Genomic DNA, 20,441 nt, shown 5'->3' with positions numbered 1-20,441 from the left:
TCGGTTCTCGGGGACGCGAGCTTGCCCACTATCAGGCCATTAATCCGCTTGAAGAAAGGCATCGCTTTCGTGGGATTGCCGCCCAGAACCCGCGTGCACGGGTTCTACACTCATCAAAACCGACGGCTATGGTTCAAGTTCGCCAGATAATCATCCCCGCCCAATTGCCGCATCTGCTGACGGATCCAGCCGGCGCGGCGGGAAACGTAGCTGCTGGGGTGGCTGGCGCTCCATTCTCTGGGGTTGGGCAGGACGGCGGCGAGGTAGCTGGCCTGCTGGACCGTCAAGGCGCTCGCGTTGACGCGGAAATGGTGCTGCGCGGCCGCTTGTGCGCCGAACACGCCTTCGTCCCATTCGACGCTGTTGAGGTAGACCTCAAGGATGCGCTCCTTGGACCACAACATCTCAATGAGCATCGTGAACCAGGCTTCGAGGCCTTTGCGCAGGTAGCTGCGGCCGGACCATAAAAACAGGTTTTTCGAGACTTGCTGGCTCAGGGTGCTGGCACCTCGGATCGAGCCGCCACGTTCGTTGTGCAGAATCGCGGCCTGGATCGCGTCGACGTCGAAACCCCAGTGCTCGGCAAACTTCTGGTCTTCGCCTGCAATAACGGCGATTTTCAGGTTGTCGGAAATCTTGTCCCACGGCTGCCAGTCGCGTTGCAGGTCGATAGGCTGACCGTCAAACCAGGATTCCACCTTGCGCTCCACCATCAACGCCGTGCCGGGCGGCGGTATCCAGCGGAAGATGATAACCAGAATGACACTGCCGGCAGCGAACCACAGCAGGGCTTTGATAAGGCGACGAAAGAGAGACTGCAGCATAGAGATGGCTTGGCCGAACCCGTTGAGCGGGCCATTATACAGACCGTGCGCCTTCGGACGATTTCTCACTGGAGTTCCTGATGCTTCGTAGCTTTTTAATGCTGGCCGCCTTCTTCGGTTTTACGGGCGTGGCGCTTGGTGCCTTCGCCGCTCATGGCCTGAAAGGGCGTCTGACCGCCGAGTACCTGACCATCTTCCAGACCGGCGTGCTGTACCAACTCGTTCATGCGCTGGCGCTGCTGGGTGTGGCCGTACTGGCCGCACAGCTTCCGGGTCGGCTGGTCACCTGGGCCGGCATTTCCTTTGCCATCGGCATTCTGCTGTTTTCCGGCAGCCTGTATGCACTGACCCTGACCGGCATCAGCAAGCTGGGCATCATCACCCCGTTCGGCGGTCTGGCGTTCCTGTTTGGCTGGGCGACCCTGGGGCTGGCGGCATGGCGTCTGGGTTCTGCACCCTGATCGTGGCGCAGATTGCCGAGGTCGCTTGAGACGAATGGCGCGGCTTTGATTTGGTCATACCGGCTGATCGGGCTAGAATGCTGGCCCCCTAAAATGATGGCTGCTCTCGCATGCACATTCAGTTGAACGGTGAGTCCTTTGAATTGCCCGACGGCGCAACCGTCGCGGCGCTGCTGACCCGTCTGGAACTTGCCGGACGCCGCGTCGCAGTGGAATTGAATCTGGATATCGTGCCGCGCAGCCAGCACGAGGCCACTGCCCTGTCCGAAGGTGATCAGGTCGAAGTGGTCCACGCCATCGGCGGCGGCTAGTTCGCAGCGCTGGACGGCGACGCCCCCTAATCTGCAAGTTGAAGAGGATTTCCGATGAGCAATGTTCGCAGCGACAAGCCCTTCGTTCTGGCCGGTCGGACCTTTGAGTCGCGCCTGCTGGTAGGTACTGGCAAATACGTGGACATGGAGCAGACCCGTCTGGCCATCGAAGCTTCGGGTGCCGAGATCGTCACCGTTGCCGTGCGCCGGACCAACCTGGGTCAGAACCCGGGCGAGCCGAACCTGCTGGATGTGCTGCCCCCGGATCGTTACACCATTCTGCCGAATACCGCTGGCTGCTTCGATGCCGTCGAAGCGGTGCGCACCTGCCGCCTGTCCCGCGAACTGCTGGACGGCCGCAATCTGGTCAAGCTGGAAGTCCTGGCTGATCAGAAGACCCTGTTCCCGAATGTGATCGAAACCCTCAAGGCTGCCGAAGTGCTGGTCAAGGACGGTTTCGACGTGATGGTTTACACCAGTGATGACCCGATCATTGCCCGCCAACTGGCCGAAATCGGCTGCATTGCGATCATGCCGTTGGCTGGGCTGATCGGCAGCGGTCTGGGGATCTGCAACCCGTACAACCTGCAGATCATCCTGGAAGAAACCAAAGTGCCGGTGCTGGTCGATGCCGGTGTCGGCACCGCTTCCGATGCCACCATCGCGATGGAGCTGGGTTGCGAGGCGGTGTTGATGAACTCTGCCATCGCCCACGCCCAGCAGCCGATCATGATGGCCGAAGCCATGAAGCACGCTGTAATTGCCGGTCGTCTGGCGTACCTCGCCGGACGCATGCCACGAAAACTCTATGCCAGCGCATCTTCGCCGCTGGATGGCCTGATCAAGTAAGAGCCCGTTTGATGACTGATTCGCACGTTCCGCACCCAGAGTCGCCTGCTACCGAAGAGGGCGAAGAGCGCCAGCACCGCCGCATCAAGAGTTTCGTGATGCGTGCTGGCCGCATGACCGAAGGCCAGCAGCGCGGTCTGGATCAGGGGCGTCCGAAATTCGGCCTGTCCCTGACGGACGCGCCGGTCGATTTTGATCAGGTGTTTGGCCGCTCTGCGCCGCGCACGCTGGAAATCGGCTTCGGCATGGGGCACTCGCTGCTGGAAATGGCTGCGGCTGCGCCCGAGCAGGACTTCATCGGCGTTGAAGTGCATTACCCCGGTGTCGGCGCATTGCTCAATGGCGTGCTGACTCAGGGCCTGACCAACGTGCGGGTCTATGACTGCGACGCCATCGAAGTGCTGAATCGCTGTATTGCGGACAACAGCCTGGATCGCCTGATGCTGTTCTTCCCGGATCCATGGCACAAGAGCCGTCACCACAAGCGCCGCATCGTGCAGCCTGAGTTTGCCGCGCTGGTACGCAGCAAGCTGAAGACCGGTGGCGTGTTCCACATGGCGACCGACTGGGGTCCTTACGCCGAGTACATGCTGGAAGTGATGAGCGTCGCGCCGGGTTTCCGCAATCAGGCCGAAGACAATCAGTACGTGCCACGCCCGGCCGAACGCCCGATCACCAAGTTCGAACGCCGTGGCGAGCGTCTTGGTCATGGTGTCTGGGATTTGAAGTTCGAGAAGGTTGACTGACCGTCGAAGCGGACGCGGAGCGTCCTGAGAGGCGTTCCCACGCTGGAGCGTGGGAACGATCAGCGTGAAGTTGACGATCGTGCCCATGCTCCGCGTGGGCATGCATCCCGTGACGCTCTGCGTCACATCTTCAAGCGAACGCGGAGCGCTGGAATGATCAAATCACTTCCTGTCCGCAACCACTCCGATCAGCACCAGCACCACCAACAGCACCGGCGCCAGGCTGTAGTTGTTGAACTGGCTCAGGCCGCGCACGACCCAAGGGGTGGCGTAGATCAGGGCCAGGCCGCTGCCGACGGTGCACAGCAGGGCCATGATCGGGATGCGCAAGGCGCCTGCCATGCTCCCCACGCGCTGTTCCAGCCAGCCCTTGACATCCGAACCGAACAGCACCAGCAGGCAGCCCACCAGCGCGAGAGCGATTTCTGAAAGGTTGCTGCGACTCCAGCGTGACACGGTGGCGAGCAGATCGAGTACGAGATCCATGCAGGGTCCTTAGATCAGAAAGTATTGCAACAAGTCATTGAGGAAAAGCTGGCCTTGCGGCGTCGCTGCCAGACGTGTCGGATCGGTCTGCAACAGACCGCGTTGCTCCGCCTGTTTACGAGCGCTGGCCAGTGAGTCGACGCTTAGACCCGTTCTTTCCCGAAATAATGCAGCGTCCACGCCCTTTGTCAGTCGCAAGGCGTTCATCAGGAATTCGAACGGCAATTCGTCCAGCGGCAACAGTTTCATGCCGGCCTGAAAAGGCTTGTCCGGGTTCAGGTAATCCTTGGGCAAGCGGGTCTTCCATGTGCGGAAAATACGCCCGTCCAGATGACTCAGTTTGCCATGAGCGCCCGCGCCGATCCCGATGAAATCGCCGAACGCCCAGTAATTCACGTTATGCCGCGCCGGTTTGCCGGGCTGTGCATAGGCCGACACTTCGTATTGCGCGTAGCCATGGTCCGCCAGCAGTTGCTGGCCGGTTTCCTGAATGTCCCAGAGGATGTCGTCTTCCGGCAGCACCGGCGGCTGGTTCCAGAACACCGTGTTGGGCTCCAGTGTCAGCTGATACCAGGACAGATGGGTCGGTTTCAGCGCGATGGCTTGTCTCAGGTCATCCAGCGCTTCGTCTTGCGATTGATCCGGCAAGCCATGCATCAGGTCCAGGTTGAAGTTGTCGAAACCGGCCTGACGCGCCATGTCCGCCGCGCGGATTGCTTCGTCACCATTGTGGATTCGGCCCAGCGCCTTGAGCTTGGATTCCTGAAAGCTCTGGATGCCGATGGACAGCCGGTTGATGCCCAATGCGCGATAGGCGCTGAACTTGGCCTGCTCGAACGTACCGGGGTTGGCTTCAAGGGTGATTTCGATATCGCTGGCGAATCGAATGCGTTGTTCCACACCTTTCAACAGACGGCCCAGCGCCTCGGCACTGAACAGGCTGGGCGTGCCGCCACCGAAGAAGATCGATTGCAGCTCGCGGCCGTAGACGTGTGGCAGGTCCTGATCCAGATCGGCCAGCAGTGCGTCGACGTACTCCTGTTCCGGCAGCACCGGGCTGGCCGTGTGGGAGTTGAAGTCGCAATACGGGCATTTGCGCACGCACCACGGAATGTGAATGTACAGCGACAGCGGCGGCAGGTACGGCAATGCAGGGCGCGGGCCTTCGGACGAAAAACCGGTCTCGCCCAGAAACAGCGGCTGCGCAGGCGGATCGTGGATCATTGCAGACCCAGGCGCTGGCGCAGCAGGACCATGGCGCGGGCGCGATGGCTGAGCTGGTTTTTCTCGACAGGCCCGAGCTCTGCGCTGGAGCAGTCGCGCTCCGGCACCCAGAAAAGCGGGTCGTAGCCAAAGCCGTGTTCGCCGCTGGCTGCATGCAGAATGCGCCCGTGCCACAGGCCTTCACACAGAATCGGCAGTGGGTCATCGGCGTGTCGCACCAGCGCCAGCACGCACACGAACTGCGCACCGCGTTGCTCGTCCGGCACGTCTTTCAATGCGTCCAGCAGCTTGGCGTTGTTGGCCGCGTCGCCCTTGCCATCGGCGTAGCGTGCCGAATAGATCCCCGGCGCGCCGCCCAGAAAGTCCACCGCCAGCCCCGAGTCGTCCGCCAGGGCAGGCAGGCCCGACAGGCGCGATGCGTTGCGGGCCTTGAGGATGGCGTTCTCGACGAACGACAGGCCGGTCTCTTCCGGCTCGATCTGGCTGAATTCGCCTACTGAGCGCAGGGTGACGCTGTCGCCGAGCATGGCCTGGAGTTCTTTGAGCTTGCCAGCGTTGTGGCTGGCCAGTACGAGTTGGGTAAGGTTCATCATTGGCCCGGAAAGAGTTCCTGGTTAAAACTGAAACGGTGAGTATTGCCGTCTGTCTGGACGGTAATGTCGAAAATTCGGACTTCCTGCTGCGGCACAGGGTACTGCGCCACATAGCTGACCGCGCCGTATTCGGTGACCGGCTTGAAACCCAGCGGCAGCGAGTCATTGGCCAGATCCCTGATCGTCCCGCTGACCTGCGCCATCTGCGGCTTTCCATTACGGACCACAGAGATGTTGATGACACCCTGTTCCTTGCTGCGGATCAGCTCCGCATTTCTGGCGATGTCCGGTTGCAGCACCGTCGAATTGAAGGTGTTGTAGTAAACCGTGATGTCGCCAAACTGCTCCTGACGATTGCCCTTGATGGCGTCTGCTGCCATTGCGGGCAGGCTCAGACTGGCGATCAGCAGAGACAGCATCAGGCGGCGCATGTCGTTTCCTCGAAAAGCAGCGTTACACGGCGATCCGGTGGTCCGTCAGCCCAGGGCTGGTGACCCGGTAGATGCCGATTTCACCCAACAGATTAGGCCATAGCTTGCTGGCCCACCCATGGCGGTGCTGCTGATCGACAGCCAGTCGGTCGAGTACCTGCGCATCGCGCTCGCGGCACAGTTCTTCGAAGTCGCCGAAGGTGCAGAAGTGGATGTTCGGCGTGTTGTACCAGGTGTACGGCAGAAACTCGGAGACCGGCATGCGGCCCTTGCTCGCCAGGTACCAGCGGCAGCGCCAGTGGCCGAAGTTCGGGAACGTGATGATGCATTGCCGGCCGACCCGCAGCATTTCGTCGAGGATCCGGTCCGGGTAATGTACGGCCTGCAGCGCCTGAGTCATGACCACGATGTCAAAGCTGTTGCTGGCGAAGTTGCCCAGCCCTTTGTCCAAGTCCTGCTCGATGACGTTGATGCCCTTGGCGACGCACTGGGCGATGTTGTCTGCGTCGTTTTCCAGGCCGTAGCCTGTGACCTGCTTGTGGTCACGCAGCCAGGTCAGCAGCTCGCCGTCACCGCAACCCAGGTCGAGCACGCGGCTGCCAGCGGGAATCCATTCCTGGATGATTTCCAGATCGGCTCTCATGACATCCTCACAGCGAAATTCGATTCATGTAATTACTGAAAGCCTGCAGATAGCGCGGGATGGGGATCAGGAAGGCGTCGTGCCCCTGAGGCGCATCGATTTCCAGGTAGCAGACGTCCTTGCGGGCCGCCATCAACGCATCCACCAGTTCGCGGGAGCGGGCTGGCGAGAAGCGCCAGTCGGTGGTGAAGGACATCACGCAGAACCTGGCTGTCGCATTGGCGAAGGTCTTGGCCAAGTCGTCGTTGAAGTTGGCGGCCGGGTCGAAGTAATCCAGCGCCTTGGTCATCAACAGGTAGGTATTGGCGTCGAAACGCCCGGAGAACTCTTCACCCTGATAACGCAGGTAGCTCTCGACCTGAAACTCGACACTGTGGAAATCGTAATTGAGCTTCTCGCTCTTCAGGCCGCGGCCGAACTTCTCGCCCATCGAGTCATCGGACAGATAGGTGATGTGGCCAACCATGCGCGCCAGCATCAGACCGCGTTTGGGTATCACGCCACGTTCCTGAAACGAGCCGCCGTGAAATTCGGGGTCCGTGAGGATGGCCTGACGCGCCACTTCGTTGAAGGCGATATTCTGAGCGGACAGCTTCGGGGCTGAAGCGATGGCCAGGCAGTGACGCACGCGCTCGGGGTAGCTGATGGTCCATTGCAATGCCTGCATGCCACCCAGGCTGCCGCCGATGACCGCAGCCCACTGGGCGATCCCCAGAACGTCGGCCAAGCGGGCCTGGCTGTTGACCCAGTCTTCCACGGTGACGACCGGGAAGTTGGCGCCGAAAGGCTTGCCGGTTTCCGGATCGATACTGCTGGGGCCGGTCGAACCGTTGCAGCCGCCCAGATTGTTCAGACTGACGACGAAGAATTTGTTGGTATCGATAGGCTTGCCGGGACCTATGCAACTGTCCCACCAGCCGGGCTTGCGATCATCGACGCTGTGAAAGCCCGCCGCATGATGGTGCCCGGACAGCGCGTGACAGATCAGCACGGCATTGCTGGCCGTGGCATTGAGTTGACCGTAGGTTTCGTAAATCAGGTCGTAGGCCGGCAGCGAACGTCCACACGCCAGCGCCAGAGGCTCACTGAAATGGGCCAGTTGCGGTGTGACCAGACCGACAGAATCGTGGGGAAAGACCGTGGGCATCGACCCTGCTCTCGCTTGAATGAGGCGTAAGTCTAAAGACCGTGGGGTGCAGCGGCAATAAGGGAATATCAGGGGCGGTACGGACTGCCTCAACACTGATCGTGGCCATCGCTCCGCGCTCATCGTTATACACAAGTCCTCTTGGAGGAATACGATGATGATCGTTCCCATGCTCGTGGGAACGATCGCCAGATCATCATCAAGGGATTACATCAACAGGCGCAGCACTTCTGGCATGTGGCTCATGGCCGCAAGGTTGTTGATGACCAGCATGTCCAGTAGCTTGAGCACCAGAAAAGCGAGGATCGGCGAGATATCGAGGCCTCCCAGGTTCGGCACGATTCTGCGGAAGGGTGCCAGCGCCGGTTCGCAGATCTGATTGACCAGTTCCGCACCAGGATTGTTGCTGCCCGGCGCGACCCAGGACAGGATTACGCTGATGATCAGGGCGAAGAAGAAGATCTTCAGGAACAGCGCCGTCACGCTGATGATCGACCACAGCAGCAAAAGCAACGGATCTCCGGTGGTGCCGATTATCAGCAGCAGGGTCAGGGCCATCAGAATCATCTGCACGATGATCGCGAGCACCAGCGACGACATGTCCAGTCCGAAAATGCTCGGAATGATGCGTCGCAGCGGCTTGAGCAGCGGCTGAGTGGCTTTGACGATGAACTGACTCAGCGGGTTGTAGAAGTTCGCTCGCACCAGTTGCAGCACGAAGCGCAACAGGATGAGCGTCAAATACAGACTGCCGAGGGTTTGCAGGACATAAATTGCAGCGGTGTTCAATCCGATCATCAATCTGCTCCGAAAAAGACCTGAAATTATTTGCCCAGTTGCTCAGCCAGTTCGGCTGCGCGGTGATCGGCGGCGGTCAGCGCGGTTTGCACCAGTGCTTCGAAACCGCCTGCCTGAAATGCCTTGATCGCGGCTTCTGTGGTGCCGCCCGGTGAGGCGACACGACGACGCAATTCGCCTGCATCCACATCGCTGCCCGTCGCGATCAGCGCCGAGCCGAGTGCGGTTTGCAGGGTGAGTTTTTTGGCGATGTCTTCCGGCAGGCCCAGTTTCACACCTGCGGCGGTCATCGCTTCCATCATTAGAAAAAAGTAGGCAGGGCCGCTGCCGGACACCGCAGTGACGGCGTCCATGTGCTTTTCCTGCTCGACCCAGACCGCGATCCCGACGGCGGCCAGCATTTGCTCGGCCTGTTCGCGTTGTGTGGCGGTGACATTCGCTGTGGCATACAGGCCGCTGGCGCCCTGACGCAGCAGCGAAGGCGTATTGGGCATGCAGCGGACCACCGGCTGTTCGCCCAGCCATTTGGTCAGGCTGGCGCAGGTAATGCCGGCAGCCACCGAAACAATCAACTGATGCGCTTCCAGGCTGGACTTGAGGGCTTCGCACACGGCTTTCATCAACTGTGGCTTGACCGCGAGTACCACAACGTCCGCACCCTTGACCGCTTCGGCGTTGTCGGCGAAGACTTTGATGCCGTGCTCGGTCGAAATGCGTTCGCGGGTTTCGGCACCCGGCGCGCTGGCACAGATCAGGCTTGCCTCCACACCTTGGGCACGCAGTCCTCCGATCAGGCTGGAGGCCATGTTTCCGGCGCCGATGAAGGCGATACGGGTCTTGCTCATGAGTGGGGTCCTTGTGTGGAGGTTATGGCTGGCCGTAGTCGCGGGCGCCAAAGAGGGCGGTGCCGATCCGTACCCAGGTTGCGCCTTGAGCGATGGCGGCTTCCAGGTCGTGGCTCATGCCCATGGAAAGGGTGTCGAGCGGCAGGTCCAGTTGATCCTGCAGCGCGCGCACAGCTGCAAAGGCAGCGGCCTGTTCAGCCTGATCTTCGGTGGGCTCGGGAATCGCCATCAGGCCACGCAGCTTGAGGCGCGGCAGGGCGCTGATGGCAGCAGCCAGTGCCGGCAGATCCTCTGGCGTACAGCCTGATTTGCTGGCCTCACCACTGACATTCACCTGAATGCAGATGTTGAGCGGCTCCTGGCCTTCAGGGCGCTGCTCGGAAAGGCGTTGAGCAATTTTCAGGCGATCCACGGAATGTACCCAGGCGAAGTTCTCGGCGATTGCGCGCGTCTTGTTCGATTGAATGGGGCCAATGAAGTGCCAGCACAAGGGCAGGTCGGCCAATTCAGCCTGTTTACCGAGCGCTTCCTGCAAATAATTTTCGCCAAAGTCACGTAATCCGGCAGCGTATGCTTCGCGCAATGCGCTGGAGGGCTTGGTTTTACTCACCGCCAGCAGGCCGACCGAGGCCGGGTCGCGCTGCGCTTCGAGAGACGCTGTACGAATTCGCTGTTCGAGCGTTGAAATGTTCGCTGCTATCGTGGACATTGATTTGCGCCAGCAGGGCTAAAGTCTGCGGCATTCTATGTGATTGAGGAGCTGTATGGATATTACCGAGCTGCTGGCCTTCAGTGCCAAACAGGGCGCGTCGGACTTACACCTCTCTGCAGGCCTGCCGCCGATGATCCGTGTCGACGGCGATGTGCGGCGGATCAACCTGCCACCGCTCGATGCAAAAGAAGTCAAGGCGCTGATCTACGACATCATGAATGACAAGCAGCGCCAGGTCTTCGAGGAGTCTCTGGAAACCGACTTCTCGTTCGAAGTGCCGGGTGTCGCGCGTTTCCGCGTCAACGCGTTCAACCAGAATCGTGGCGCTGGCGCCGTGTTCCGGACCATTCCCTCCCGGATCCTGAGCATGGAAGATCTGGGCATGGGCAATGTGTTTCGCAAGATTGCAGACGTGCCTCGCGGTCTGATTCTGGTCACGGGTCCCACCGGGTCGGGTAAATCGACCACGCTGGCGGCGATGATCGACTACCTCAACTGCAACAAGCATCACCACATCCTGACCATCGAAGACCCTATCGAATTCGTTCACGAATCCAAGAAGTGCCTGGTCAACCAGCGCGAAGTGCATCGCGACACGCTTGGGTTTTCGGAGGCTTTGCGTTCGGCACTGCGTGAAGACCCGGACGTGATTCTGGTGGGCGAGCTGCGCGACCTTGAAACGATTCGTCTGGCGCTGACTGCTGCCGAAACCGGCCACCTGGTGTTCGGCACGCTGCACACGACATCAGCGGCCAAGACCATCGACCGGGTGGTGGACGTGTTTCCGGCTCAGGAAAAATCCATGATCCGCTCGATGTTGTCCGAGTCGTTGCACGCGGTGGTGTCACAGTCACTGCTCAAGAAGGTCGGCGGCGGGCGGATCGCGGCTCATGAAATCATGATGGGCACGCCCGCGATCCGTAACCTGATTCGCGAAGACAAGGTGGCGCAGATGTATTCGGCCATTCAGACCGGTGGTTCGATGGGTATGCAGACGCTGGACATGTGCCTGGCCGATCTGGTCAAGAAAGGCCTGATCACCCGTGAAAGCGCACGCGAGCGGGCCAAGGTGCCTGACAACTTTTAGGGATTGGGAACGGGAGATGAAACAGGCCTGCGCAGAGGCAGGCCTTGGAGGGGATCAGCGCTGGACGACCCGCATTTGCGTGGTCTGCTTGGGCAATACGCGCTTGGCGATCTTGTAGTGACTGTTCCAGTACGGCTTGTTCAGCGTGTCCACGGTGACAGCCTTGCCACGACGCGGCGCATGAACGAACTTGTTGTCGCCCAGATAGATCGCCACATGGTTCACGTTGCGGCTCTTGATGTTGAAGAACAGCAGGTCACCCGGTTTCAAATCCTTGCGATCCACGGTCTGCCCGTGACCTTGGGCCATGGCATTGGACGTACGTGGCAAGTCGACTTCACGAACGTCGCTGTAGGCGTACTTCACCAGCCCACTGCAATCCAGACCTTTGCCCGGCGTTGTACCGCCCCAGCGATAGGGCGTGCCGACAGTCTGCAGAGCACGTTTCACAACGGCGTTACCCTGTTTGGCGTTACCCGCGTTCAGAGCCTGAACGTGGGCAGCCTTGGAGGAATTCTTTCGCGAAACCGGCGTCTGAACGGCGCGGGTGGTTCGCGTTGCATGTGGAATGACGGTGGCTTCCTGAGGCGTATTTCGCGTTGCTATCACGGGCGTAAGGTGACTTTTGGCGGTGTAACCCGAGAAGCTCGCAGGAAGCTGTTGCTCACGATTGGTGGCGTGGGCGGCCAGTGGCATAAACAGGCAAATGGTTAGCCATGTCTTGAAAAAAGGACGCATTTGGCAAGGCTCATGGTGGTCAGCGCGCAACTTTATAACAGCTTTTTTGAAAATCCTGACCCCATTTGTCGAGTGAGTCACAGTGGCATCATTGCAAAATGCGCGAAAGACTCTTTCTGTTTTCTCCGTAATTCCTTTGGCGACAAGGGTTTGACGGTGCATAAGGGCGTAGGATGCCGTACGTCGGAAGACGACAATGGAGTCACAAAAATGTTATTTATTTTTTTCTATTGACTCAGAGAGGATACAAATGAACGGCTATCGCTCCGACACACACAGCAAGGTCATGGGTTATCTGTTGTGGATTTTCGGGTTCCTCGGCGCGCACCGTTTCTACTACGGCAAGCCAGTGACCGGGACCATCTGGTTCTTCACATTCGGGCTGCTAGGCATCGGCTGGCTGATCGACCTGTTTCTGATTCCGTCGATGGATCGCGAAGCCGACCTGCGCTTTACGTCGGGCTCGACCGACTACAGCCTGGCCTGGATCCTGCTGACCTTCCTCGGCCTCTTCGGCGTGCATCGCATGTACATGGGCAAGTGGATCACCGGAGTCATCTACCTGTTCACAGGCGGGCTATTCCTGATCGGCATCCTGTATGACTTCTGGACACTGAATAATCAGGTCTCAGTGGAGAATGCACGACGCGGTTGATAGCTGGCGGGCATGCGGCCGTGACGCGGAGCGTCACATCACGGCCGGACGCGGAGCGTCCTGAGAGGCGTTACCACGCTGGAGCGTGGGAACGATCAGGGGTCTCAAACACACTGATTGTGCCCATGCTCCGCGTGGGCATGCAGCTTGTGACGCTCTGCTCAACGGCTATAACTGATCCGCCCATCCACCAGCGTGTAACGCACTGAACTCGGCAGGCAATGACCGATGAAGGGGCAGTTTTCGCCTTTGGACAGCCAGGTTTCGCCCGCAAGGGTTGAAGCCGCTGGATCGAACAGGACGATGTCTGCTGGCGCACCGGCGCTCAGTTTGCCAGCAGGCAGGCGCAGCGCGGCGGCCGGGCCGCTGCTCAGGCGGGCGATGAGGGTTGGCAGGTCCAGCAGGCCGTCTTCGACCAGGGTCATGGCCAGTGGCAGCAGCAACTCGACGCTGCTGATGCCCGGCTCGGTCGCACCAAATGGCGCCAGCTTGGCGTCACGCTCGTGAGGCTGGTGGTGGCTGGAGATGGCCTGGATCACCCCGGACTTCACCGCTTCGCGCAGGCCGTCACGGTCGGCACGGGTGCGCAGGGGCGGCTGGACGTGGTACAGGCTGGAGAAGTCGATCAGCGCCTCATCCGTCAGGATCAGCTGATACAGCGCCACATCCGCCGTTACGGGTAGTCCGCGCGCCTGCGCCTGTGCAATCAGGGCCGCGCCGCGAGCGCTGGTCAACTGGCTGAAGTGCGCGCGCACGCCACTCTGCTCGACCAGCAGCAGGTCTCGCGCCAGGGCGACGGTTTCAGCTGTTTCCGGAATGCCGGCCAGTCCCAAAAAGCTGGCCGTCGGACCTTCGTGAGCCAGACCGCCTTCGGCCAGATCACGATCCTGCGAATTGAAGATCACGGTCAGGTCAAACGTGGCTGCGTATTCCAGCGCCCGGCACAGTGTGCGCGTGTTGTTGAAGCTGCTCAGCCCGTTGCCGAACGCAACGCAGCCTGCATCGCGCAGGGCAATCAGTTCGGCCAGTTGCTCGCCTTCCAGGCCCTTGCTCAGCGCTCCAATCGGAAAGACCTTGCTGAAACCGGCTTCACGAGCGCGGTCCAGAATCAGCTCGGCAACCGCTGACGTATCCAATACCGGTTTGGTGCGCGGTGGGCAGCACAGGCTGGTCACGCCGCCAGCCGTCGCCGCACGGGTTTCGCTGGCGATGCTGCCTTTACGGCTGTAACCCGGCTCACGCAGGGAGACATTGAGATCGACCAGACCGGGCGCGGCGACAAGGCCGGTGGCGTCGATGGTCTGGCTCGCTTCGAAGCCGGCTGGTGCGGCGCCGATTGCCAGAAGCTTGCACGCTTCAATGTGCAGGTCGGTGACTTGATCCAGACCGCTGACCGGATCGATGACGCGAGCGCCGAGAATACTGAGCTTCACAGGGCGTTCTCCTGCTCGAACTGTCGTTGTGCGGTCTGTCCGCTCATGGCCATGGACAGCACCGCCATGCGCACCGCGATGCCGTAAGTCACTTGATTGAGAATCACCGAATGAGCCCCGTCGGCCACTGCCGACTCGATTTCCACGCCGCGATTGATCGGACCGGGATGCATAACGATGGCATCCGGTTTCGCAACCGCCAGACGCGCGGTGGTCAGACCGAACAGGCGGTAGAACTCGCCTTCGCTGGGCAGCAGGCCGCCGGTCATGCGCTCACGCTGCAGACGCAGCATGATGACCACGTCCACGTCTTTCAAACCTTCGTTCAGGTCGGTGTAGACCTTCACGCCATACTGTTCGATGCCGACCGGCAGCAGGGTTTTCGGTCCGATCACACGGATGTCCGGGCAGCCCAGCGCCTTGAGCGCCAGCATGTTGGAGCGCGCCACACGCGAGTGCAGGATGTCGCCGACGATGGCCACCGACAGGTTCTCGAAACCGCCCTTGTGACGACGAATCGTCAGCATGTCGAGCATGCCCTGGGTCGGGTGAGCGTGACGGCCGTCGCCGCCATTGATGATCGCCACATCCGGGCAGACGTGTTCGGCAATGAAGTGTGCTGCACCCGAGTCGGCGTGGCGCACGACAAACATGTCGGCTGCCATGGCCTCAAGGTTGCGCAGGGTGTCGAACAGCGTTTCGCCCTTGCTGGTGGACGAGGTCGAGACGTTCAGCGTGATCACGTCGGCTGACAGGCGCTGCGCCGCCAGTTCGAAAGTGGTCCGCGTACGGGTCGAGTTCTCGAAGAACACGTTGCACACCGTCTTGCCACGTAACAGCGGGACTTTCTTCACCGCCCGGGCACCGACTTCGAGAAACGAGTCGGCGGTGTCGAGGATTTCGGTGAGCAGCTCGCGAGGCAAGCCGTCCAGAGACAGAAAATGGCGCAGCTGACCCTGATGGTTCAACTGCAGCGGGCGCTTGGCGTCGAGAGGCGTCATCGCAATGGACTCTTAGAGGGCGGTAGAGAGGTCTTGAAGTTCGAGTGCCAGAGGCTCGGGGCCGGACAGCTTGATGCGTTCCTGTGGTGCCAGAGACAGCGTCGCGCCTACCACGTTAGGACGGATCGGCAGTTCACCGGCTTCCAGGTCCAGCAGGCAGACCAGCGTGACACTGGCCGGGCGGCCGTAATCGAACAGCTCATTGAGGGCGGCGCGAATGGTGCGGCCGCTCATCAGGACGTCATCGATCAGCACCAGATGCTGGCCTTCGATCTCGAACGGCAGCTCAGACGGGCGTACTTGCGGATGCAGGCCGTTCTGGCTGAAGTCATCACGGTAGAAGGAAACGTCCAGCGTGCCGAGCGGGGCCGTATTGTCGAGTGCCTTGAGCAGCGCCTGAGCAACCCATACGCCGCCGGTGCGAATACCGATGAAACGAGGGTCGCTGATGCCGCGCTTGCTCAGGTGAGCGTTCAGGTCAGTGGCCATCTGACGAATCAGTTCGGCGGGATTGGGCAGGCTCATGGTTGCTCCTTGGGGCTCGGGCAGCGTCCGTCCAGGCGGCGCGGCTCAGGCGTAAACGTGGAATCCGGGTATCTCGAAGCGGTGCGGACGCAAAAAGTCACGCATTCAACAGTTCGGGGTGCTCGTCGAGCCACCCTTGCAACAGCAGGGCGGCGGCAATGGCGTCAACTGGATTGTCGCGGTAGCTGCCTTTCTGGCCGCCTCGGGCCATGCGTTCGCCCTTGGCTTCGAAGGTGGTCAGGCGTTCGTCGTGGGTATACACCGCCACGCCGAAACGGCCATTGAGCTTGCGTGAAAACTTTTCCGCCAGGTCGCTCATGTTACTGCGTGTGCCGTCCATATTGAGCGGCAGACCTACCACGATGGCGTCGGGTTGCCATTCCTTGATGAGCGCCTGAACCTTATCCCAGTCCGGGATGCCGTTCTGCGCCTTCAAGGTACACAGCTCACGGGCCTGACCGGTAATGGCCTGGCCGACCGCAACGCCGATCTGTTTGGTGCCGAAATCAAACCCCAGCAGCAGGCGCAATGCAGCCATTAGGCGTGCCCTGCCTGGGTCGAAAGGAGATTGAGATTAACGCCCAGTCGTGCGGCAGCGGCGTTGAGGCGCTGATCGCTGTCCACATCGAACAGGATGCCCGGGTCAAATGAGCAGGTCAGCCAAGCGTTGGCGGCCATTTCGGCGTCGAGCTGACCGGCGTCCCACCCGGCGTAGCCGAGTGTGATCACATTTTGATCAGGGCCGTAGCCGTCGGCAATCGAGAACAGCACATCCTGCGATGTGGACAGCGAGATACCTCCCGGCAGATCGACCGTTGCCTGAAACACCTGGCCGCTGGGATGCAGCACGAAGCCGCGATCGGTCTGCACCGGGCCGCCGGAGTGGATGGGGATCTGCTGGCAGCGCACCGGTGCAGGCAGCTCCGGTCGCAATTGTTCGAGCACATCGGCCAGGGTCAGGCTTTGCGGGCGGTTGATCACCAGTCCCATTGCGCCATTGGCGTTGTGCTCGACAACGTAAGTCAAGGTCTGCGAGAAGTTCTCGTCGTGCATGTGCGGCATGGCGATCAAGAACTGATGCTTGAGGTAACTCGGAGAGACTTTTTTCATGAGCCCTAGTGTGGCGCTGAGCCGCGTGCCTGACAACTGTCAGTTGTGCGTGCGCTGGCAGTATTGGCAAAAAAGCATCAGTTGCTGGAAAGCTTGTCCCCGCGGGCGAATTTCCAGGTGCGAATGATCTCGAGTCGATCGATGTCAGCCAGATCGCCGGTGAACGGCGCAAATGGCGCTGCAAGCCTCACGATTCGCTGCGCCGCCTGATCCAGCAGAGGCTGCCCGGAGGATTCCAGTACCAGCACTTCGTACAGCGAACCGTCGCGATTGATCGAGACCAGCAGTCGCAGGTTTCCGTAGATCTGCTTGCGGCGAGCCTCTTCAGGGTAGTTGAGGTTGCCGACCCGCTCGACTTTCTTGCGCCAGTCATCCTTGTACCAGGCGCCCTTGTCGCGCATGGTCGAGGCCGCGTTCAGGCGATGGATCTTCGGGCGTTTGGCGTACAACTGCTGTTCGGCGGACAGTTCGGCTTCCAGGCTGGCGATTTCGTTGCTCAGTTCGGCGCTGTCAAAGGTCGGCGCGGCCTTGACCGCTGGGTCGGGTTTGACCTCTTCGCGCTTGGCGACGGTTTTCTGAGGGCTGGGTGCCGTGGTGGCGACCGCAGTCTTGGGCGCTTCCTGCTTGACCACCGGCTTGCTGGCCGGCGGCGGCGTGACCTTGTTGACCTTGGTGTCCTGGTAGGGCGCGACTTCGGTGGTCTTGAGCGTTTCAGCCTTGTCCAGCGTACCGCTGCCCTGCTGGTCGTCCTGAGCGAGGAAGTCAGCCTGTTTGGGCTTTTCTTCGCTCTTGAACGTGGCGAGGGTGATTTCCAGGGTTTGCGAGATATGTTCCGGCTTCACGTAGGTAAAGCCCACGCCGAGAATGATCGCCAGATGGATCAACGCCGCGATCATCATGGTGAAGCCCAGACGATCGGCCGGACGCACGCCGACGTTGGCGAGTTCCAGGGGGAGGTCGTTTCTGGCCATCGATGTCATGAGCGGTTCAGCATCTCGTCAGCCTGCATGTCAAAGTCCGTGTCGTGTTACAGGTGACGCATGATAACGCAATGTGGCTTGAAGCTCCGGTCCGGATCGGACGAAGGGCGTTCAGTGCCCGGTATACCCGGCAGTCCTCGATGTGGGAGGCCCCGCTGCGTCAAAGACTTCGCAGCGGGTTTTCCACAATTCGGGATCATTTCAACGTAAAACCTGCCAATCAGGCAGCACGCGCCTGCAGCTTCTTCTCGATTGCATCCATCAAAAGGCCGCCGATGTCGGTGCCGAAAGCGTTGTCGATTTCGCGAATGCAGGTCGGGCTGGTCACGTTGATTTCGGTCAGGTGCTCACCGATCACGTCCAGGCCCACGAACAGCAGACCTTTCTCGCGCAGGGTCGGGCCGATCTGTTCGGCGATCCAGCGGTCCTTGTCGCTCAGCGGACGCGCTTCGCCACGGCCGCCAGCGGCGAGGTTGCCACGGGTTTCGCCGGCTGCCGGAATACGCGCCAGGCAATAAGGAACAGGTTCGCCGTCGACCATCAGGATGCGTTTGTCGCCGTCCTTGATCGCGGGCAGATAACCCTGCGCCATGATTTGCTGGGTGCCGTGGGCCGTCAGGGTTTCCAGAATGACCGACAGGTTCGGATCGCCCGCGCGATGGCGGAAGATCGACGCGCCGCCCATGCCGTCCAGCGGCTTGAGAATCACGTCGCCGTGCTGTTCGGCGAACTCGCGGATGATGTCGGCGCGGCGGCTGACCAGCGTCGGCGGGGTGCATTGCGGGAACAGCGTGGCAAACAGCTTCTCGTTGCAGTCACGCAGGCTCTGCGGCTTGTTGACCACCAGCACGCCAGCGCGCTCGGCCTGTTCCAGCAGGTAAGTCGCGTAGACAAACTCCATGTCGAATGGCGGATCCTTGCGCATCAGGATCACGTCCAGATCGTCCAGGCCTGCGTCGACTTCAGCCTCGAATTCGAACCATTTGCCAGGATCGGCGAACACCTTGAGCGGCTTCATGCGCGCACGGGCCTGACCTGCGTTCTGATACAGATCCTTCTGCTCCATATAGAACAGCTCCCAGCCACGCGCCTGTGCAGCCAGCAGCATGGCGAGCGAACTGTCCTTTTTATAGGAGATGCGCTCAATGGGGTCCATGACAATCCCTAGGCGAACGCTCATGGGCAATATCCTCTGATCGATAAGGGCCGGTACGGCCGTGAAATTGGCGTCAGGGTGGCGCTCCGAGTGCTCCCGGTCAAGGGGCGGCGCAGTTTATGGATTGAGAGGGAGGAGTGTGCTAAAAAGGCCTCACACCTAGTCTACGATCCTTCCGGATCAGTGAAGCCATACCATCAGGCTCCCAGTGCTTTGCAGTACACGCAAAAATTCGTTGCGGCGATGGAAGAGCAGATATGGAACAGCACCCCACAGCCTTGAAAGTCATGGTCATCGATGACTCGAAGACCATTCGCCGTACCGCCGAAACGCTGTTGAGAAACGTCGGCTGTGAAGTCATCACGGCCATCGACGGTTTCGATGCGCTGGCCAAGATTGCCGATAACCACCCGCGCATCATATTCGTCGATATCATGATGCCGCGTCTGGATGGCTATCAGACCTGTGCCCTGATCAAGAACAATCGAGCGTTCAAGTCCACGCCTGTCATTATGCTGTCCTCCAAGGACGGGCTGTTCGACAAGGCCAGGGGTCGGGCTGTGGGGTCGGATCAGTTTCTGACCAAGCCATTCAGCAAGGAAGAACTGCTCAGCGCGATCAAGGCTCATGTGCCGAGCTTCGTTGCAGTAGAACAACACATACCGTGACGCCCGCGCCCATTGAACGCGTGCTCGCAACCTGACGGGGAACACCCATGGCTCGAATATTGATCGTCGATGACTCGCCGACTGAAATGTACAAACTCACCGGCATGCTGGAAAAGCATGGTCACGAGGTGCTCAAGGCTGAAAACGGCGCGGACGGCGTGGCCCTGGCCCGTCAGGAAAAGCCCGACGCCGTGCTCATGGACATCGTGATGCCGGGGCTCAACGGCTTCCAGGCCACGCGTCAGCTGACCAAGGATGCCGACACCGCCATGATTCCGGTGATCATGATCACCACCAAGGATCAGGAAACCGACAAGGTCTGGGGCAAGCGCCAGGGTGCACGCGATTACCTGACCAAGCCGGTGGATGAAGACACCCTGATGAAAACCCTGAACGCGGTGCTGGCCGGCTGATTGCCGGAATCGCCATGGCCGAGCCACGCACAGCCTTTGAAATGCTTCTGGACATCGACCGGCGCTGTCGGTCGCTGGCGGCTGGCCTGCCTTTGCAGGAAGCCCATCAGCAGGACTGGGTCGGTATCGGGTTCAGAATGGGCGAGCAGCGTTTCGTGGCGCCCATTGGCGAGATCGCCGAAATCCTGCACGAGCCACGACACGCCGCGTTGCATGGGGTCAAGCCCTGGGTCGTGGGCATCGCCAATCTTCGCGGACGACTGTTGCCTCTCACCGACCTGTGCGGATTCTTCGGACAGGAGCTGTCGCCTGTGCGTAAACAGCGCCGCGTGCTGGTGGTCGAACATCAGGATGCGTTCGCCGGTCTGCTGGTGGACGAAGTCTTCGGCATGCAGCATTTCAGTCAGTTGAGCCTGATTTCCGAAGCGCAGGGCATGCTGGATCCGCGTCTTTTGCCGTTTCTGCGCGGGCAGTTCATTCGCGAGCAGGCCTGGCTGGTGTTCAGTCCGTGGGCGCTGGTGCAGTCTGCGGAGTTTGTGGATGTGGCGTTCTAGAAGGTCGCAGCGGCTCGCCATGGGCGGGCTGGTTTTGTGTCATGAATCGCA

At 60.4% G+C, this 20,441-nt stretch carries 27 protein-coding genes; 9 read left to right on the top strand and 18 right to left on the bottom strand.

Features of this window, described 5'->3' with window-relative positions:
* Positions 1–113 precede the first annotated feature (113 nt).
* A complete protein-coding gene (mtgA, locus tag CFBP1590_RS24480; RefSeq protein ID WP_029243119.1) occupies positions 114–824 on the bottom strand; it encodes a monofunctional biosynthetic peptidoglycan transglycosylase in 711 nt (236 codons plus the stop codon).
* Between the two features lie 80 nt (positions 825–904).
* Between mtgA and CFBP1590_RS24475 the strand changes: the two genes are divergently transcribed.
* The 4 genes from CFBP1590_RS24475 to trmB all read left to right on the top strand — a co-directional run bounded on the left by CFBP1590_RS24475 (position 905) and on the right by trmB (position 3,191).
* A complete protein-coding gene (locus tag CFBP1590_RS24475; RefSeq protein ID WP_004884398.1) occupies positions 905–1,285 on the top strand; it encodes a DUF423 domain-containing protein in 381 nt (126 codons plus the stop codon).
* Between the two features lie 110 nt (positions 1,286–1,395).
* The gene (gene thiS, locus CFBP1590_RS24470; RefSeq protein WP_029243117.1) at positions 1,396–1,596 is read left to right on the top strand and encodes a sulfur carrier protein ThiS; all 201 of its coding nucleotides are present in this window, start codon (positions 1,396–1,398) and stop codon (positions 1,594–1,596) included.
* 54 nt (positions 1,597–1,650) lie between these two features.
* The gene (locus tag CFBP1590_RS24465; RefSeq protein WP_024686365.1) at positions 1,651–2,445 is read left to right on the top strand and encodes a thiazole synthase; all 795 of its coding nucleotides are present in this window, start codon (positions 1,651–1,653) and stop codon (positions 2,443–2,445) included.
* A gap of 98 nt (positions 2,446–2,543) precedes the next feature.
* Positions 2,544–3,191, top strand: coding sequence for a tRNA (guanosine(46)-N7)-methyltransferase TrmB (trmB, locus tag CFBP1590_RS24460; RefSeq protein WP_213014107.1), 648 nt, complete (start codon positions 2,544–2,546; stop codon positions 3,189–3,191).
* Between the two features lie 162 nt (positions 3,192–3,353).
* Here trmB and CFBP1590_RS24455 read toward each other — a convergent pair whose 3' ends face one another.
* From CFBP1590_RS24455 to CFBP1590_RS24415, 9 genes are all read right to left on the bottom strand, one after another.
* On the bottom strand, positions 3,354–3,677 hold the full coding sequence (locus tag CFBP1590_RS24455) for a DUF3392 domain-containing protein (protein WP_004884392.1): 324 nt from the start codon (positions 3,675–3,677) through the stop codon (positions 3,354–3,356).
* Between the two features lie 9 nt (positions 3,678–3,686).
* Entirely contained in the window at positions 3,687–4,901 is a 1,215-nt protein-coding gene (gene hemW / locus CFBP1590_RS24450; protein ID WP_058430886.1) for a radical SAM family heme chaperone HemW, read from the bottom strand.
* A complete protein-coding gene (gene rdgB, locus CFBP1590_RS24445; protein WP_032664029.1) occupies positions 4,898–5,494 on the bottom strand; it encodes an RdgB/HAM1 family non-canonical purine NTP pyrophosphatase in 597 nt (198 codons plus the stop codon). The genes hemW and rdgB overlap by 4 nt, the downstream gene beginning before the upstream one ends.
* Positions 5,491–5,925 carry a DUF4426 domain-containing protein gene (locus CFBP1590_RS24440; protein ID WP_029243112.1) on the bottom strand — a complete coding sequence of 145 codons (435 nt, stop codon included), beginning with the start codon at positions 5,923–5,925 and terminating at the stop codon, positions 5,491–5,493. The genes rdgB and CFBP1590_RS24440 overlap by 4 nt, the downstream gene beginning before the upstream one ends.
* 22 nt (positions 5,926–5,947) lie before the next feature.
* Positions 5,948–6,568 carry a methionine biosynthesis protein MetW gene (gene metW, locus CFBP1590_RS24435; RefSeq protein WP_004884384.1) on the bottom strand — a complete coding sequence of 207 codons (621 nt, stop codon included), beginning with the start codon at positions 6,566–6,568 and terminating at the stop codon, positions 5,948–5,950.
* Positions 6,569–6,575: 7 nt separating this feature from the next.
* Positions 6,576–7,715, bottom strand: a complete 1,140-nt coding sequence (gene metX, locus CFBP1590_RS24430) for a homoserine O-succinyltransferase MetX (protein ID WP_004884383.1) — start codon at positions 7,713–7,715, stop codon at positions 6,576–6,578.
* A gap of 207 nt (positions 7,716–7,922) precedes the next feature.
* A complete protein-coding gene (locus CFBP1590_RS24425) occupies positions 7,923–8,513 on the bottom strand; it encodes a YggT family protein (protein WP_088236085.1) in 591 nt (196 codons plus the stop codon).
* A 26-nt stretch (positions 8,514–8,539) separates the two neighbouring features.
* On the bottom strand, positions 8,540–9,358 hold the full coding sequence (proC, locus tag CFBP1590_RS24420) for a pyrroline-5-carboxylate reductase (protein WP_043305767.1): 819 nt from the start codon (positions 9,356–9,358) through the stop codon (positions 8,540–8,542).
* A 22-nt stretch (positions 9,359–9,380) separates the two neighbouring features.
* Positions 9,381–10,067, bottom strand: a complete 687-nt coding sequence (locus tag CFBP1590_RS24415) for a YggS family pyridoxal phosphate-dependent enzyme (protein ID WP_088236084.1) — start codon at positions 10,065–10,067, stop codon at positions 9,381–9,383.
* Between the two features lie 55 nt (positions 10,068–10,122).
* Here CFBP1590_RS24415 and CFBP1590_RS24410 point away from each other — a divergent pair, with 55 nt between their 5' ends.
* Complete coding sequence (locus tag CFBP1590_RS24410) at positions 10,123–11,157, top strand: type IV pilus twitching motility protein PilT (RefSeq protein ID WP_029243107.1); 1,035 nt, start codon at positions 10,123–10,125, stop codon at positions 11,155–11,157.
* A gap of 54 nt (positions 11,158–11,211) precedes the next feature.
* Here the strand turns inward: CFBP1590_RS24410 and CFBP1590_RS24405 are convergent, their stop codons facing one another.
* Positions 11,212–11,895, bottom strand: coding sequence for a C40 family peptidase (locus CFBP1590_RS24405; protein WP_050575419.1), 684 nt, complete (start codon positions 11,893–11,895; stop codon positions 11,212–11,214).
* Positions 11,896–12,145: 250 nt separating this feature from the next.
* On the opposite strand from CFBP1590_RS24405, the gene CFBP1590_RS24400 reads away from it, so the two are divergent.
* Complete coding sequence (locus CFBP1590_RS24400; protein ID WP_004884377.1) at positions 12,146–12,550, top strand: NINE protein; 405 nt, start codon at positions 12,146–12,148, stop codon at positions 12,548–12,550.
* Between the two features lie 161 nt (positions 12,551–12,711).
* On the opposite strand, the gene CFBP1590_RS24395 is transcribed toward CFBP1590_RS24400, so the two are convergent.
* The 7 genes from CFBP1590_RS24395 to gshB form a co-directional block, all read right to left on the bottom strand.
* The gene (locus CFBP1590_RS24395; protein ID WP_004884376.1) at positions 12,712–13,983 is read right to left on the bottom strand and encodes a dihydroorotase; all 1,272 of its coding nucleotides are present in this window, start codon (positions 13,981–13,983) and stop codon (positions 12,712–12,714) included.
* Positions 13,980–14,984 carry an aspartate carbamoyltransferase catalytic subunit gene (locus CFBP1590_RS24390; protein ID WP_004884375.1) on the bottom strand — a complete coding sequence of 335 codons (1,005 nt, stop codon included), beginning with the start codon at positions 14,982–14,984 and terminating at the stop codon, positions 13,980–13,982. The genes CFBP1590_RS24395 and CFBP1590_RS24390 overlap by 4 nt, the downstream gene beginning before the upstream one ends.
* Before the next feature lie 12 nt (positions 14,985–14,996).
* On the bottom strand, positions 14,997–15,509 hold the full coding sequence (gene pyrR / locus CFBP1590_RS24385; protein WP_025993543.1) for a bifunctional pyr operon transcriptional regulator/uracil phosphoribosyltransferase PyrR: 513 nt from the start codon (positions 15,507–15,509) through the stop codon (positions 14,997–14,999).
* Positions 15,510–15,606: 97 nt separating this feature from the next.
* Positions 15,607–16,047, bottom strand: coding sequence for a Holliday junction resolvase RuvX (ruvX, locus tag CFBP1590_RS24380; RefSeq protein WP_004884373.1), 441 nt, complete (start codon positions 16,045–16,047; stop codon positions 15,607–15,609).
* Positions 16,047–16,619, bottom strand: coding sequence for a YqgE/AlgH family protein (locus tag CFBP1590_RS24375; RefSeq protein ID WP_004884372.1), 573 nt, complete (start codon positions 16,617–16,619; stop codon positions 16,047–16,049). Before CFBP1590_RS24375 ends, ruvX begins: the two co-directional genes overlap by 1 nt.
* Positions 16,620–16,696: 77 nt before the next feature.
* Positions 16,697–17,599, bottom strand: a complete 903-nt coding sequence (locus tag CFBP1590_RS24370) for an energy transducer TonB (RefSeq protein WP_029243105.1) — start codon at positions 17,597–17,599, stop codon at positions 16,697–16,699.
* A 220-nt stretch (positions 17,600–17,819) separates the two neighbouring features.
* Complete coding sequence (gene gshB / locus CFBP1590_RS24365; protein ID WP_025993545.1) at positions 17,820–18,779, bottom strand: glutathione synthase; 960 nt, start codon at positions 18,777–18,779, stop codon at positions 17,820–17,822.
* 233 nt (positions 18,780–19,012) lie between these two features.
* Between gshB and pilG the strand changes: the two genes are divergently transcribed.
* The 3 genes from pilG to CFBP1590_RS24350 are packed head-to-tail and all read left to right on the top strand — an operon-like array spanning position 19,013 to position 20,390.
* Complete coding sequence (pilG, locus tag CFBP1590_RS24360) at positions 19,013–19,423, top strand: twitching motility response regulator PilG (RefSeq protein WP_004884369.1); 411 nt, start codon at positions 19,013–19,015, stop codon at positions 19,421–19,423.
* A gap of 47 nt (positions 19,424–19,470) precedes the next feature.
* Positions 19,471–19,836 (top strand): twitching motility response regulator PilH, encoded by a 366-nt coding sequence (gene pilH / locus CFBP1590_RS24355; protein WP_004884368.1) that lies wholly within the window; start codon positions 19,471–19,473, stop codon positions 19,834–19,836.
* 14 nt (positions 19,837–19,850) lie between these two features.
* Positions 19,851–20,390: a chemotaxis protein CheW gene (locus tag CFBP1590_RS24350; protein WP_043305772.1), complete on the top strand. Its 540-nt coding sequence runs from the start codon at positions 19,851–19,853 to the stop codon at positions 20,388–20,390.
* Positions 20,391–20,441 lie beyond the last annotated feature (51 nt).

It is taken from the genome of Pseudomonas viridiflava (genome assembly GCF_900184295.1).
Taxonomy (GTDB): domain Bacteria; phylum Pseudomonadota; class Gammaproteobacteria; order Pseudomonadales; family Pseudomonadaceae; genus Aquipseudomonas; species Aquipseudomonas viridiflava.
The sequence above is the reverse complement of the archived record's forward strand: the minus strand, read 5'-3'. Positions and strand labels throughout refer to the sequence as shown.